This window comes from Massilia sp. 05N420 (assembly GCF_056397205.1).
Genome location: NZ_JBFTMX010000010.1, coordinates 1 through 13,271 on the forward strand (window position 1 = coordinate 1; position 13,271 = coordinate 13,271).

The window sequence follows — 13,271 nt, forward strand, 5'->3', positions numbered from 1 at the left end:
TCACGCCGAGCTCTTCGGCGACCGAACGTATCGTCCGGTCGCCGCGTGAGTGCACCTTTACCAAGGCTTGTTCGATGAATGCTGCAGGATACTTCACTTGTACGCCTCCCATTGAAAAAGGAGGCGACAACTAGTCTGACATAGGGGGCGGCACGAAGATGCGCTGCTCGACGAACTTGTCGTAGGTCTGGCCGGACACCTTCTCGATGATGGCACCCAGCAGGAAGTAGCCGGAGTTGTTGTACCGGTAGCGCGAACCCGGCGCGAATTCCAGCGGATCGTTCTTGAAAGAGTCGACCATCTGCCGCACCGTGAGGTCCTTCTGCATGTTCGCCATGTAGTCCGGCTTGCCGGTATAGCTGACGATGCCCGAGGTATGGGTCAGCAGGTGCTCGATGGTGACCTTCTTGCCCTGGCTCGGATAGTCGGGCAGGTAGACGGTGATGTCGTCGTCCAGCTTGATCTTGCCCTCGTCGACCAGCATCAGGATCGCGGTCGAGGTGAACTGTTTGGTGATCGAGCCCAGGCGCATCGGCGTATCCGGGGCCAGCGGCTGCTTGTGCTCGACGTCGGCCAGCCCGTAGGCCTTGCGCAGGATGGTCTTGCCGTCCTTGACCACGATGACGGTGGCCCCCGGCGCATCGGCTTCATAGGTGGCGGCCAGTACCTGGTCGATGCGCGCCGCCACATCCTGGCCGCCATCCGGCGCGGCGTGGACGAGGGGCGCCGCCAGCAGGACGGCGATGGCGGCGCAGACGGGGGACGGCTTGAACATGGCGGCTCCTTCTCTCTCGATGGTTGTGGTCGAGACAAGATAAGAGATGTCATTACGTCAAGCAATGATTTTCCGACGAGCGGTGATCGCCGGAGATGAGCGGTCGGATCGGCGGGGCGAATGGGACTGAAAATAAAAGGCAACCCGCAGGCTGCCTTCCTTTTCAGCGTCGCCAGGCCGGCGCTCCACGGTTCAGGCGGCGCGCTCGTCGCGGTGAGGCAGGCGCCAGTCCTTGCGGATGAAGTGGCAGGTATAGCCGTTCGGATGCTTGACCAGGTAATCCTGGTGTTCCGGTTCCGCTTCCCAGAACGGGCCGGCAGCTTTCACTTCGGTCATGACCTTGCCGGGCCAGAGGCCGGAGGCATCGACGTCCTGGATCGTGTCCAGCGCGACCTCCTTCTGCGCGTCGTTGGTATAAAAGATCGCGGAACGGTAGCTGGCGCCGATATCGTTGCCCTGGCGATTGGCCGTGCTGGGGTCGTGGATCTGGAAGAAGAATTCGAGCAGGCGCCGGTAGCTGATTCTCTCCGGGTCGAACACGATCTCGATCGCCTCGGCGTGGGTGCCGTGATTGCGGTAGGTGGCGTTGGGCACGTCGCCGCCGGAATAGCCGACCCGGGTCGACAGCACGCCCGGCATCTTGCGGATCAGGTCTTGCATGCCCCAGAAGCAGCCCCCTGCGAGGATCGCAGTTTCTTGTTTCATGGTCCGTCCTTTCAAGCGATCGTTGTGATCCACGCTAGATAAGGACGAGAGGCCGTATTTCCAGAACGGCCAGGCAATAAAAAAAGGTAGCCCGCAGGATGCCTTGTTAGTCATTACAGCAACTCAATTATCGTTCGCCAAATTTTTAAATTGAACTCAACAATACTAGACAGGTTTCAAGTTGCTGTATGTTAGTCGTTCAAGCGCTATCCCAATTGCTCGATTGTCAAATAAGCGTACTTTTCTCTCAGCTGCACGCTCACCACCTCGCCAGTTTACAAGACCTTCACGCACAGCTTGAATACTTGGCTCGACGCTCTCTCTAGCTAAAAGCCAATCAACAGTTGCAAGCAATTCCATTCCAAAAGGGGACTCAAACCCGTCGATTAAGTCAGCAGTAGCTTCTAATGCTTCTAAGTAATCTCGTGCTTCGCTTTTCAGATAGGCTTGTAAAAAGTCTTTCCTCGTTTCCTCAAACCATATTACTTCCAAGGGATCAGCATCGCTTATACGCTTATTACAGTGTAGATAACTTCCGTCAAGGTTATTCAATAAATGATCTAGCCTATTTGCGTACGGTCCGTATTTGTGGGCAGTGAATTTCAGATTCAAAGGATTAGCTTTCGGATTAAATTTCTCGATTGCTCTTTCAAGGAACCAAGCTAACTTTTGAATTTCAAGCAAGCTGCACTCCATTCCCATAACCCAATATCTACGTACAAGTTCAGCGATTAATGCTCGAGCAGGAGTTAGCTTTTCGACGCCAGTTTTTTTCTCTACGTTTTGATATCTTTCCGTTGGCTCGAAAACGAGTATATCGATATCAAGTTGGCCTAATTCCTTTTCAATTTCTGGCTTAACTTTATCCCAATCCAATCCGCCGTTACCAGCCCCAAGCGGCGGAATAGCAATCGACGAAACGTTATTTTCAGTCAAGAATTTCCTGAGATCTTTAAGACCTTCAATCACCCATGCTAATTGTGATGGTGATCGCCAATGTTGTTTGGTCGGAAAATTTACAATCCATTGAGGTCCATCTAACTCATTGACACGAGTAACGAACATCTCTCCCGTACGGACCTTTTGAGCTTTGCACGCAGCAGCATATTGTCGGAAATTTTCAGGAAACCGCTCTTTAAACATCAAAGCGATACCTTTTCCCATGACTCCGACAGTATTTACCGTGTTCACTAGAACATCGGCTTTTGCTTCTAGTAGATTTCCGGTCGTAAATTTAATCATTGAAAGTACCAATCTTTTCTTGCATGGACTGTCAAGTCTAGGTCAAGTTCGGAGATTTGCTCTCTGATGTCATTTTTTTGAGAATCAGTATAGCAAATCATACCTAAGAGCGCTTTTACAGGCAGATTTTTATGAATTAATGCTTCAGCTTGATAACGTTCTACTTTGCGAGGATCATCTGGGTCCCGTTTAAAATCACGAGCTTGAAGCAGATTCCAATCAATTTGATCCAGATCTTCGAGCTCGCTGTAATAATTAGTCCAGCTAGGGTAAGCATGGGCATTCGTAAATAGAAATGGAAGGCCGAGCCTATCTATTCGGCGCAAGCTCGATACCAAAATTACAATTTCCTCGTTACGACGTTTTACAACACTTCTTCCTGAATGAATATTCATCATCATCACTGAAAATGGCGTGAAGTAAAAAGGAATGTAATCGGTCAACGTACCGCCTGGTTCTACAGGAACAATACGATGTCTGCGCTTGTCAATCAAATCTACGTTTCCAATGTTTACGTAGTTAGGATCTCGAATCTTTGAGTTCGCGCAGTGCAGACCATTCGTTAGAATCCAAGGAATATTATCTCTATGGACAATCCTCCATATCAGCGCTTTTTCCGGATTTAGACTTTTGTACATCATTAGTTAAACATTCCTGGAATCACTTCTACTTCAAGTTGAAGGCGCTCTACATTGATCAAATTCCTTACGGCTTGCGCTACCTGTTCGTTTGGAGCATAGATCCTGAAAAACTCGTTTGCCAAGACTGGACGCGGCGATACGCATTCGGCCATACATATACTCTTGCATTCGCTGTCGTGATAATCACGTTGATTCATTTTATTCCAGTCGATCGCACCAAAGCCAGCCTGATAATCTAACAGTTGCGGTGCCGCACTAGCTAACGGATGGCGTGGAATGACTTTCCAGCTCTCCGCTACAGCTAGTGTACGTCTCACGGAGATGAGCACAAAAGAAGTTTCTGGATGATCTCGCTGAACACGTCCATCGAACGGGTTACGAGCAAACCAATGGAAAGGAACGTAATGTTCCAAGCCGTGGTCCCTTCGGCCGTTTATGATCTCGGCATCCGCAATATCCGCGAAGTTACTGAGACTTGCTCTTGGTAGGAGACCAAAACGTAAGATAGATGGAACATTGTCTAACGCGGTCAGGTGGTAGAGAAGTTTCTGATCCTTGATATCAGGCATTGATCCTCCGAGCACAGGGCAGAGTGAGAGATGCATAATAAGTAGATGCGCGAAAGCTACTTACATGATACTCGTGATCAACGGAAACAGTGGCAGAAAGTTACGGTTTGCTGTGAAAGCTTTCTAATTTCCTGGCATGGCGTTAGAACGGTATAAAAAAGGCAGCCCGCAGGCTGCCTTTTTTTTCATCACTTGAAACCGCTAAAAATCAGCGGCCCTTGTGACGCAGCTTGGCGATGGCCGCCAGCTGGGCGATCGCGGCCGCCAGTTCGGCTTGCGCCTTGGCGTAGTCGATCGCGGATTCCTTGTTCAGCATCAGCTCTTCCGCCTGGCGCTTGGCTTCCTGGGCTTTCGCTTCGTCCAGGTCGGCGCCGCGGATGGCGGTGTCGGCCAGGACGGTCACGCCTTTCGGCTGGACTTCCAGGATGCCGCCGGCGACGAAGACGAATTCTTCTTCGGTACGGCCCGGCACTTTGATGCGCACGGCGCCCGGACGGATGCGCGTGATCAAGGGGGTGTGCATCGGGTAGATACCCAGCTCACCCGATTCACCCGGCAACGCGACGAACTCGGCTTCGCCCGAAAAGATCTGCTCTTCGGCCGAGACGACGTCAACGTGAATGGTATTTGCCATGTGTGTCCCTTAAAGGAGGCCGCTTAGGCAGCCAGCTTCTTGGCCTTCTCGATCGCTTCTTCGATGGTGCCGACCATGTAGAACGCCTGCTCCGGCAGGTGGTCCAGTTCGCCCGACGCGATCATCTTGAAGCCCTTGATCGTGTCTTTCAGCGAAACGTACTTGCCCGGTGCGCCGGTGAACACTTCAGCGACGTGGAACGGCTGCGACAGGAAACGCTGCATCTTGCGAGCGCGTGCGACGACCAGCTTGTCTTCCGGTGCCAGTTCGTCCATGCCCAGAATCGCGATGATGTCACGCAGTTCCTTGTAGCGCTGCAGGGTGCCCTGCACGGCGCGCGCGGTGGCGTAGTGCTCTTCACCGACGACCAGCGGGTCCAGCTGGCGCGAGGTCGAGTCCAGCGGGTCCACTGCCGGGTAGATACCCAGCGAAGCGATGTCACGCGACAGAACGACGGTCGAGTCCAGGTGGGCGAAGGTGGTTGCCGGCGACGGGTCGGTCAAGTCGTCCGCAGGGACGTACACGGCCTGGATCGAGGTGATCGAACCGGTCTTGGTCGAGGTGATGCGCTCTTGCAGGCGGCCCATCTCYTCGGCCAGGGTCGGCTGGTAGCCCACTGCCGACGGCATACGGCCCAGCAGTGCCGAGACTTCGGTACCGGCCAGGGTGTAGCGGTAGATGTTGTCGACGAAGAACAGAACGTCTTTACCCTCGTCACGGAAGGCTTCGGCCATGGTCAGGCCGGTCAGCGCGACGCGCAGACGGTTGCCCGGCGGTTCGTTCATCTGGCCGTAGACCATCGCGACCTTCGAGTTGCCCAGGTTGTCCAGATCGACGACCTTGGCATCGGCCATTTCGTGGTAGAAGTCGTTACCTTCACGGGTACGCTCACCCACGCCGGCGAACACGGACAGACCCGAGTGCGCTTTAGCGATGTTGTTGATCAGTTCCATCATGTTGACGGTCTTGCCGACGCCGGCGCCGCCGAACAGGCCGACCTTACCGCCTTTGGCGAACGGGCAGACCAGGTCGATCACCTTGATGCCGGTTTCCAGCAGGTCCTGCGACGGCGACAGCTCGTCGTAGGCCGGTGCGGTGCGGTGGATCGATGCGGTGCGCTCGGCGTTGACCGGGCCGCGCTCGTCGATCGGGTTGCCCAGCACGTCCATGATGCGGCCCAGGGTCGCGTTGCCAACCGGCACCATGATCGGGTTGCCGGTGTTCTGGATAATCATGCCGCGACGCAGGCCTTCCGAGCTGCCCAGCGCAATGGTACGGACGATGCCGTCGCCCAGCTGCTGCTGGACTTCCAGGGTCAGTTCGGAGCCTTCCATTTTCAGTGCGTCGTACACTTTCGGCATTGCGTTGCGCGGGAATTCCACGTCAACCACGGCGCCGATACACTGAACGATTTTGCCATCAGCCATGTTCGTTCCTTCAGATATAGTTTTAATTTCGTTTCGAGAGGTCGTTGATTCAGCTTAGCTGCCGCTTTTAAGCGCTGATTGCAGCTGCGCCCGACACGATCTCGGAGAGTTCTTTCGTGATCGCTGCCTGGCGGGTCTTGTTGTAGACCAGCTTCAGCTCGCCGATGACGTTGCCCGCGTTGTCGGTTGCGGCCTTCATCGCCACCATGCGCGCCGACTGCTCGGACGCCAGGTTCTCGGCCACCGACTGGTAGATCAGCGCTTCGACGTAGCGCATCAGCAGCTCGTCGATGACGACTTGCGCGTCCGGCTCGTAGATGTAGTCCCACGAGTGGCCGCCTTCGTCCGCCTTCAGGTGCCCGGCCGGCAGCGGGAGCAGCTGCTCGACCACCGGTTCCTGGCGCATGGTGTTGATGAACTTGGTGTAGCACAGGTACACCGCGTCCAGCTGACCATCCTGGTAAGCGTCGAGCATGACCTTGATCGGGCCGATCAGCTTTTCCAGGTGCGGGGTGTCGCCGATTTGCGTGACACTCGAAACGACCTTCACGCCGATGCGGTTCAGGAAGCCCAGACCTTTGTTGCCGATTGCAACGACTTCAATGCGATTGCCCGCGGCTTCCAGCTCGCGGGTCTTCTGCGTCACCTGGCGCAGCACGTTGGTGTTCATGCCGCCGCACAGACCCTTGTCGGTCGTGACGACGATGAAGCCGACGGCTTTCGCTTTCGTGTCCTTGGCATTCGCCATGAACGCGTGGGTGTACTCCGGGTTCGCAGTGGCGAGGTTGGCCGTGATGTTGCGGACCTTCTCGCTGTAGGGACGGGCGGCGCGCATCCGGTCCTGCGCCTTGCGCATCTTGGACGCGGCGACCATTTCCATCGCCTTGGTGATCTTCTTCGTATTTTCTACGCTTTTGATCTTGCCACGTATCTCTTTGCCTGCTGCCATGAGCCCTTACTCCTTATAGGGACCGGGTCGCCCCGGTCCCGCATTCCATCAGATAGCCGCGCTTAGAACGACTTCTTGAAGTCGGCGATGGCGGCGGCCAGCGCTGCTTCGCCGTCCTTGTCCAGGGCCTTGGTCTCGTCGATCTTCGACAGCAGGGCACCGTGGCTGGACTTCAGGAAGTTGTGCAGACCGGCTTCGAAATCCAGCACGCGCTTGACTTCGATATCGTCGAAATAACCTTTGTTGACGGCGAACAGCGATGCGGCCATCAGCGAGATCGGCAGCGGCGAGTACTGCTTCTGCTTCAGCAGTTCGGTCACGCGTGCACCGCGGTCCAGCTGTTTGCGGGTCGACTCGTCCAGGTCCGATGCGAACTGCGCGAACGCAGCCAGCTCACGGTACTGCGCCAGGTCGGTACGGATACCGCCGGACAGGCCCTTGATGACCTTGGTCTGGGCAGCGCCACCGACGCGCGACACCGAGATACCTGCGTTGATCGCCGGACGGATACCGGCGTTGAACAGCGAGGTTTCCAGGAAGATCTGGCCGTCGGTAATCGAGATCACGTTGGTCGGCACGAAGGCCGAGACGTCGCCAGCCTGGGTTTCGATGATCGGCAGTGCGGTCAGCGAACCGGTCTTGCCGGTCACGGCGCCGTTGGTGAAGGCGGACACGTAGTCGGCGTTCACGCGAGCGGCACGCTCCAGCAGACGGCTGTGCAGGTAGAACACGTCGCCCGGGTAAGCTTCGCGGCCCGGCGGACGGCGCAGCAGCAGCGAGATCTGGCGGTAGGCGACAGCCTGCTTCGACAGGTCGTCGTACACGATCAGCGCGTCTTCGCCGCGGTCGCGGAAGTATTCGCCCATCGCGCAGCCCGAGTAGGCCGAGATGTACTGCATGGCTGCCGATTCCGAAGCGGAAGCGGCGACGACGATGGTGTACTCCATCGCGCCATGCTCTTCCAGCGAGCGCACGATGTTCTTGATGGTCGAGGCCTTCTGGCCGATCGCCACGTACACGCAGGTCATGTTCTGACCCTTCTGGTTGATGATCGCATCAACTGCCACGGCCGACTTGCCGGTCTGGCGGTCGCCGATGATCAGCTCGCGCTGGCCACGGCCGATCGGCACCATCGCGTCGATCGACTTGATACCGGTCTGCATCGGCTGCGAGACGGATTCACGCGCGATCACGCCCGGGGCGATCTTTTCGATCGGAGCGGTCAGCTTGGCGTCGATCGGACCTTTGCCGTCGATCGGCTGGCCCAGTGCGTTGACGACGCGGCCACGCAGTTCCGGGCCGACCGGGACTTCCAGGATGCGGCCGGTGGTCTTGACGGTGTCGCCTTCGGAGATGTGCTCGTAAGCACCCAGAATCACGGCGCCGACCGAGTCACGCTCGAGGTTCATCGCCAGACCGAAGGTGTTACCCGGGAATTCCAGCATCTCGCCCTGCATCACGTCCGACAGACCATGGATGCGGCAGATACCGTCGGCGACGGAGATCACCGTGCCTTGGTTACGAACATCAGCCGAACCTTCGAGGCCCTGGATGCGGCTCTTGATCAGTTCGCTGATTTCAGACGAATTAAGTTGCATGAGTGCTAACTCCTAATAGTTTCTTGATGCGTAGGGCAAGGGCTTGGACGCGGTAGACGGTGCAAAGATCCTCAGGCCACCAGCGCGTTGTGCATCTGCTGCAGCTTCGCGCGGACCGAGGTATCCAGCACTTCGTCACCGACGACCACGCGCACACCACCGATCAGCGACGGGTCGACTTCGACCGTGGGGTTCAGCTTGCGGCCAAATTTCTTTTCGAGCGTGGCGGCCAGCGCATTCACCTGGTCGGCCGACATCTCGAAGGCGCTGTAGACAGTCGCGTCGGCAGCACCTTCTTGCGCATTCTTCAGCACAGTGAACTGGGCGGCGATTTCCGGCAACAACGCGATACGGCCGTTTTCGGCCAGCATCACGATGAAGTTTTTCGCTTCGGCGTTCAGCGGCGACTTGACCAGCGACGCAATCGTCTCGGCCAGTTGTGCCGCCGTGACGTTCGGATTGCCGGCAAAAGCCTGCACGTCCGGATTGGCGCCGATTTGCGCCAGTTCCGAGACGATGCCGGACCAGGCCGCCATGTCGCCGTTCTGGGCGACACGGAACAGGGCTTCGGCGTAGGGGCGGGCGACGGTTGCGAATTCAGCCATGATCAGAGCTCGGTCGACAGGCGGTTCAGCAGGTCGGCGTGGGCCGCTGCGTTCACTTCGCGCTTGAGGATCTGCGTGGCGCCGGCCACAGCCAGGCTTGCCACCTGGCCGCGCAGTTCTTCGCGCGCGCGGGTCACTTGCTGCTCGGCGTCGGCCTTGGCAGCTTCGACGATGCGGGCGGCTTCGACGGCAGCGGTCTGCTTGGCTTCTTCGATGATTGCGTGGGCACGCTTTTCGGCGTCGGCGATGCGCTTGGCGCTTTCTTCGCGGGTCGACGCCAGTTCGGCGGCGATGCGTTTTTCGGCGGCAGCCATTTCTGCCTTGCCGCGGTCAGCTGCGGCCAGGCCGTTCGCGATCCTCTGGGCGCGCTCGTCGAGCGCTTTCATCACCGGCGGCCACACGAATTTCATCGTGACGAACACCAGGATGAAGAAGACCACGAACTGAACAAACAGAGTTGCGTTCAGATTCACGGTAAATTCCTTCTCACAAAAACGGATGCCGAACCGCAGAGGTTCGGCTCATCAGATCACTTGTCGTGAAAAGCGTGATTAGCTGGTGAACGGCTTGGCGAACACGAACAGCATGGCGATACCGACACCGATCAGGAATGCCGCGTCGATCAGACCAGCCAGCAGGAACATCTTGGTCTGCAGGGTGTTCATCAGTTCAGGCTGACGTGCCGAGGCTTCCAGGTATTTACCGCCCATGATCGCGATACCGATACATGCGCCAATTGCGCCCAGGCCGATGATCAGACCGCAAGCCAGTGCAACGAAAGAAACGTCAGTCATGAGATTTACTCCAAAAGATTGAAAATTAAAAAACTAGGATTTTTACTACTTCTTTACTACCACTATCTTGTTCGTTCTTGCGATCGCGTCGGTCAGTGGCTCTCGTGGGCCTGACCGATATACACCAGTGTCAACATCATGAAGATGAATGCCTGGAGGAGCACGATCAGGATGTGGAAGATTGCCCAAGCCGAACCTGCAACGATTTGGCCGACGATGCCGAACGGACCCGCCAGGGCGCCGAGCAGGGCAATCAACAGGAACAGCAGCTCGCCGGCGTACATGTTGCCGAACAGTCGCATGCCGAGCGACACGGTACGTGCTGCGTATTCGATCATGTTCAACAGGAAGTTGAACGGAGCCATATAGATGCCAAACGGAGCGGCGAACAGTTCGTGGATCCAGCCGCCGACGCCCTTGACCTTGACGTTGTAGAACAGGACCACGGCCAGCACGCCCAGCGACATGCCCAGCGGACCGTTCAGGTCGGCGGTCGGGACGATGCGGAAGTGCGGCTCACCCATGCCCAGCAGGCGGAAGATGCCGGCGAACAGGTCGACCGGCAGGAAGTCCAGGCAGTTCATCAGGAAGACCCAGATGAAGACGGTCAGGGCCAGCGGCGCGATGAAGCGGCGATCGCCGTGGATGATCGACTTCGACTGGTCTTCGACCATTTCGACGACGGTTTCGAGCAGGCCCTGGAAACGGCCCGGCACGCCGGAGGTCGCCTTGCGGGCGCCCAGCCACATGACGAAAACACCGACAACGCCCATCAAAACCGACCAAAACACCGTGTCATAGTTGATCACGCTGAAGTCGACGATGAAGCCCTGATGGATGTTGGTCAGGTGACCGAGGTGGTGGGTGATGTACTCTCCCGCAGTCGGCGCGTGCGCCGCGGCGTTTTCTACCGTTGGACTCGTCATTGTGAATGCCTAAATAATAAGATGATGTAACTTTTCAGCGCCACGATGAAGCCACCCAACAGGGCCGGCCAGTTCAAATCGTGGTACACCCGCGCGATGATCACCAACAGCGCCAGTGTTAAAGCAATCTTTACAAATTCCCAGATGAAAAATGCGGCAGGGTTCGCTCCGCCCGGCTTCTGGGCGCCGGCAAACAGGCGCACCGCCATGACAGCATTGGGAACGACACAACACAACCCGCCAAGTACCGCCGAAAACATCGCAGACCACCCCCCTAGCAGTCCGGCGATCACGCCGGCTACAACTGTTGCCATCATTTGCAGGGAGACCAAGCGCAGCATTGTTTTTGTTCTTTCGCGCCAGCCGTGTGGAACCGAGTTACGGTATGGTAATTACATGAATCAGCGGGATTATAAGGGCTTATGAAGTGCAGAGTCAAACTCTTCCGTCCTTATATCGCGTCTACAACGATGTAAAAACGACAAAGAAATTTAACGTCAATCCCGGAAAAATCCTACGAAATTCAGCCTATTACAGGGAACATAGTGCGATCTACCAAAAGTCCTGTAGATGCATATACCGGCGATCGATGAGGGGGTGTACTGTGGGCAATTCGACACTTGCCCACAGCTTCGATGCGGATGCGGGATCAGTCGCGCAGGCGGGTCAGCACGCTTTCGAGCACGTCGAGGTCGGCAAAATCGATGATCATCTGCCCCTTGCCCTTCGGTCCCATCTTGAAGGCGACCGGGGTGGCGAGACGGTCGGACAGTTCTTCCTCGAGGCGGACGATGTCGCCCGACTTTTCCTTCTGGCGCGCGGTGGCCGCCGGCGCGTTCTGCTCTTCCAGGGTACGGGCGACCAGTTTTTCGGTTTCGCGTACCGACAGGCGTTTCGCGATCACCTGGGTGGCCAGCGCGATCTGGCTGGCGGCGTCGACCGCCAGCAGGGCGCGCGCATGGCCCATGTCGATATCCCCTGCCATCAGCATGGTCTGCACCGGCTGGGCCAGGTTCACCAGGCGCAGCAGGTTCGACACCGCACTGCGCGAGCGGCCAACCGCGGTGGCGGCCTGTTCATGGGTGAAGTCGAATTCCGAGATGAGGCGCGCGATGCCTTGCGCTTCTTCGAGGGGGTTCAGGTCTTCGCGCTGGATGTTCTCGATCAGGGCCATCGCGGCCGCGTTCTGATCGTCGACCTCGCGCACCAGCACCGGGATCTCTTCCAGGCCGGCCAGTTGCGCCGCGCGGAAGCGCCGTTCGCCGGCGATGATCTCGTAGCCGATCTCCCCTGCCCCGGTGATCGGACGCACCAGCACCGGCTGCATGATGCCCTGGCTCTTGATGGAGGCGGCCAGCTCGGACAGCGAGCCGTCGTCCATGCGGGTGCGCGGCTGGTACTTGCCGGCCTGGATGCGGGTGACAGGCAGGGCGGACGGGCTGCCGCTTGGTGCGGCCGGGGTCTCGTGGGCGTCGCCGCCGAGCAGGGCGTCGAGGCCGCGGCCGAGTCCCTTCAGTTTTTTGGTTGCCATGATGTTGGACTGTTCTGTTTATATGTGGATTACATGGTCTTGATGCGCTCGACCATCTCGGCGCCGAAGGCGATGTACGCCTGCGCCCCTTTCGACGAAGGATCGAACACCACGCCGGGGATGCCGTACGAGGGCGCCTCGGCCAGTCGAACGTTGCGCGGGATGATGGTCTTGAAGACCTTGTCGCCGAAGTGCTGCTCGAGCTGGCTTGACACCTGCTGCGACAAGGTCATGCGCGGATCGAACATCACCCGCAGCAGGCCGATGATGCGCAGGTCGTGGTTCAGGTTGGCGTGCACCTTCTTGATCGTGTTGACCAGGTCCGACAGGCCTTCCAGCGCGTAGTACTCGCACTGCATCGGGATGATCACGCCGTGCGCGCACACCAGGCCGTTCAGGGTCAGCATCGACAGCGCCGGCGGACAGTCGATCAGGATGAAGTCGTAGTCGGCGTCGACCTTGGCGAGAGCGTCCTTCAGACGGCGTTCGCGGTTTTCCAGTTCCACCATCTCGACTTCGGCGCCGGCCAGCTCGCGGTTCGCCGGCAGTACGTCGAAGCGCCCCGCTTCGCTGCGCAGCTTGCTGCTTGCGACGTCGGCCTCGCCGAGCAGCACCTCATAGATCGAGGAGCTCAGGCCGGCCTTGTTGATGCCCGCGCCCATGGTGGCGTTGCCCTGCGGGTCGAGGTCGACCAGCAGCACGCGCTGGTCCAGCTTGGCCAGTCCGGCGGACAGGTTGACGCTGGTGGTGGTCTTGCCGACGCCGCCCTTCTGGTTTGCTACGCAAAAAATTTTCGCCATGTATGCCTTCAAAAAGCCATACCGTTAATACCATTAAAACGATTTATACGATTTACTTGGTAATACGGTATAAAC

Annotated in this window: 16 protein-coding genes; all 16 read right to left on the reverse strand. The window is 57.6% G+C overall.

Going from position 1 to position 13,271, the window contains the following annotated elements; all coding sequences use genetic code 11:
- Nucleotides 1-130: 130 nt before the first annotated feature.
- Nucleotides 131-775 (reverse strand): serine hydrolase domain-containing protein, encoded by a 645-nt coding sequence (locus AC1DIX_RS07950; protein WP_477323392.1) that lies wholly within the window; start codon nt 773-775, stop codon nt 131-133.
- A gap of 192 nt (nt 776-967) precedes the next feature.
- Entirely contained in the window at nt 968-1,480 is a 513-nt protein-coding gene (gene msrA / locus AC1DIX_RS07955; protein ID WP_477323394.1) for a peptide-methionine (S)-S-oxide reductase MsrA, read from the reverse strand.
- 165 nt (nt 1,481-1,645) lie between these two features.
- Complete coding sequence (gene darG / locus AC1DIX_RS07960; protein ID WP_477323396.1) at nt 1,646-2,722, reverse strand: type II toxin-antitoxin system antitoxin DNA ADP-ribosyl glycohydrolase DarG; 1,077 nt, start codon at nt 2,720-2,722, stop codon at nt 1,646-1,648.
- Nucleotides 2,719-3,363, reverse strand: coding sequence for a type II toxin-antitoxin system toxin DNA ADP-ribosyl transferase DarT (darT, locus tag AC1DIX_RS07965; RefSeq protein WP_477323398.1), 645 nt, complete (start codon nt 3,361-3,363; stop codon nt 2,719-2,721). The genes darG and darT overlap by 4 nt, the downstream gene beginning before the upstream one ends.
- Nucleotides 3,363-3,932, reverse strand: coding sequence for a DarT ssDNA thymidine ADP-ribosyltransferase family protein (locus AC1DIX_RS07970; RefSeq protein WP_477323400.1), 570 nt, complete (start codon nt 3,930-3,932; stop codon nt 3,363-3,365). The genes darT and AC1DIX_RS07970 overlap by 1 nt, the downstream gene beginning before the upstream one ends.
- A gap of 208 nt (nt 3,933-4,140) precedes the next feature.
- Nucleotides 4,141-4,566 carry a F0F1 ATP synthase subunit epsilon gene (locus AC1DIX_RS07975; RefSeq protein WP_442123898.1) on the reverse strand — a complete coding sequence of 142 codons (426 nt, stop codon included), beginning with the start codon at nt 4,564-4,566 and terminating at the stop codon, nt 4,141-4,143.
- Between the two features lie 23 nt (nt 4,567-4,589).
- Nucleotides 4,590-5,993, reverse strand: coding sequence for a F0F1 ATP synthase subunit beta (gene atpD / locus AC1DIX_RS07980; protein ID WP_442123899.1), 1,404 nt, complete (start codon nt 5,991-5,993; stop codon nt 4,590-4,592).
- 67 nt (nt 5,994-6,060) lie between these two features.
- Complete coding sequence (gene atpG / locus AC1DIX_RS07985; protein ID WP_442123900.1) at nt 6,061-6,942, reverse strand: F0F1 ATP synthase subunit gamma; 882 nt, start codon at nt 6,940-6,942, stop codon at nt 6,061-6,063.
- Nucleotides 6,943-7,004: 62 nt separating this feature from the next.
- Complete coding sequence (gene atpA, locus AC1DIX_RS07990; protein ID WP_442123901.1) at nt 7,005-8,540, reverse strand: F0F1 ATP synthase subunit alpha; 1,536 nt, start codon at nt 8,538-8,540, stop codon at nt 7,005-7,007.
- Between the two features lie 71 nt (nt 8,541-8,611).
- Nucleotides 8,612-9,145, reverse strand: coding sequence for a F0F1 ATP synthase subunit delta (locus AC1DIX_RS07995; RefSeq protein WP_442123902.1), 534 nt, complete (start codon nt 9,143-9,145; stop codon nt 8,612-8,614).
- Nucleotides 9,146-9,147: 2 nt separating this feature from the next.
- Complete coding sequence (locus AC1DIX_RS08000) at nt 9,148-9,618, reverse strand: F0F1 ATP synthase subunit B (protein WP_477323402.1); 471 nt, start codon at nt 9,616-9,618, stop codon at nt 9,148-9,150.
- 78 nt (nt 9,619-9,696) lie between these two features.
- Entirely contained in the window at nt 9,697-9,939 is a 243-nt protein-coding gene (gene atpE / locus AC1DIX_RS08005) for a F0F1 ATP synthase subunit C (RefSeq protein ID WP_091665119.1), read from the reverse strand.
- A gap of 92 nt (nt 9,940-10,031) precedes the next feature.
- The gene (gene atpB / locus AC1DIX_RS08010) at nt 10,032-10,865 is read right to left on the reverse strand and encodes a F0F1 ATP synthase subunit A (protein ID WP_477323405.1); all 834 of its coding nucleotides are present in this window, start codon (nt 10,863-10,865) and stop codon (nt 10,032-10,034) included.
- On the reverse strand, nt 10,862-11,206 hold the full coding sequence (locus AC1DIX_RS08015; RefSeq protein WP_477323407.1) for an ATP synthase subunit I: 345 nt from the start codon (nt 11,204-11,206) through the stop codon (nt 10,862-10,864). Before AC1DIX_RS08015 ends, atpB begins: the two co-directional genes overlap by 4 nt.
- A gap of 308 nt (nt 11,207-11,514) precedes the next feature.
- Nucleotides 11,515-12,396: a ParB/RepB/Spo0J family partition protein gene (locus tag AC1DIX_RS08020; RefSeq protein WP_477323409.1), complete on the reverse strand. Its 882-nt coding sequence runs from the start codon at nt 12,394-12,396 to the stop codon at nt 11,515-11,517.
- A gap of 29 nt (nt 12,397-12,425) precedes the next feature.
- Nucleotides 12,426-13,196: a ParA family protein gene (locus AC1DIX_RS08025; RefSeq protein WP_477323411.1), complete on the reverse strand. Its 771-nt coding sequence runs from the start codon at nt 13,194-13,196 to the stop codon at nt 12,426-12,428.
- Nucleotides 13,197-13,271 lie beyond the last annotated feature (75 nt).

Excerpts from the sequence above, each read along its gene's own strand:
- atpG (WP_442123900.1), bottom strand. The coding sequence starts at position 6,942 with ATGGCAGCAGGCAAAGAGATACGTGGCAAGATCAAAAGCGTAGAAAAT.
- AC1DIX_RS07995 (WP_442123902.1), bottom strand. The coding sequence starts at position 9,145 with ATGGCTGAATTCGCAACCGTCGCCCGCCCCTACGCCGAAGCCCTGTTC.
- msrA (WP_477323394.1), bottom strand. The coding sequence starts at position 1,480 with ATGAAACAAGAAACTGCGATCCTCGCAGGGGGCTGCTTCTGGGGCATG.
- atpE (WP_091665119.1), bottom strand. The coding sequence starts at position 9,939 with ATGACTGACGTTTCTTTCGTTGCACTGGCTTGCGGTCTGATCATCGGC.
- AC1DIX_RS08015 (WP_477323407.1), bottom strand. The coding sequence starts at position 11,206 with ATGCTGCGCTTGGTCTCCCTGCAAATGATGGCAACAGTTGTAGCCGGC.
- darG (WP_477323396.1), bottom strand. The coding sequence starts at position 2,722 with ATGATTAAATTTACGACCGGAAATCTACTAGAAGCAAAAGCCGATGTT.
- atpA (WP_442123901.1), bottom strand. The coding sequence starts at position 8,540 with ATGCAACTTAATTCGTCTGAAATCAGCGAACTGATCAAGAGCCGCATC.
- darT (WP_477323398.1), bottom strand. The coding sequence starts at position 3,363 with ATGATGTACAAAAGTCTAAATCCGGAAAAAGCGCTGATATGGAGGATT.
- AC1DIX_RS08020 (WP_477323409.1), bottom strand. The coding sequence starts at position 12,396 with ATGGCAACCAAAAAACTGAAGGGACTCGGCCGCGGCCTCGACGCCCTG.
- AC1DIX_RS07950 (WP_477323392.1), bottom strand. The coding sequence starts at position 775 with ATGTTCAAGCCGTCCCCCGTCTGCGCCGCCATCGCCGTCCTGCTGGCG.
- AC1DIX_RS07970 (WP_477323400.1), bottom strand. The coding sequence starts at position 3,932 with ATGCCTGATATCAAGGATCAGAAACTTCTCTACCACCTGACCGCGTTA.
- AC1DIX_RS07975 (WP_442123898.1), bottom strand. The coding sequence starts at position 4,566 with ATGGCAAATACCATTCACGTTGACGTCGTCTCGGCCGAAGAGCAGATC.
- atpB (WP_477323405.1), bottom strand. The coding sequence starts at position 10,865 with ATGACGAGTCCAACGGTAGAAAACGCCGCGGCGCACGCGCCGACTGCG.
- AC1DIX_RS08025 (WP_477323411.1), bottom strand. The coding sequence starts at position 13,196 with ATGGCGAAAATTTTTTGCGTAGCAAACCAGAAGGGCGGCGTCGGCAAG.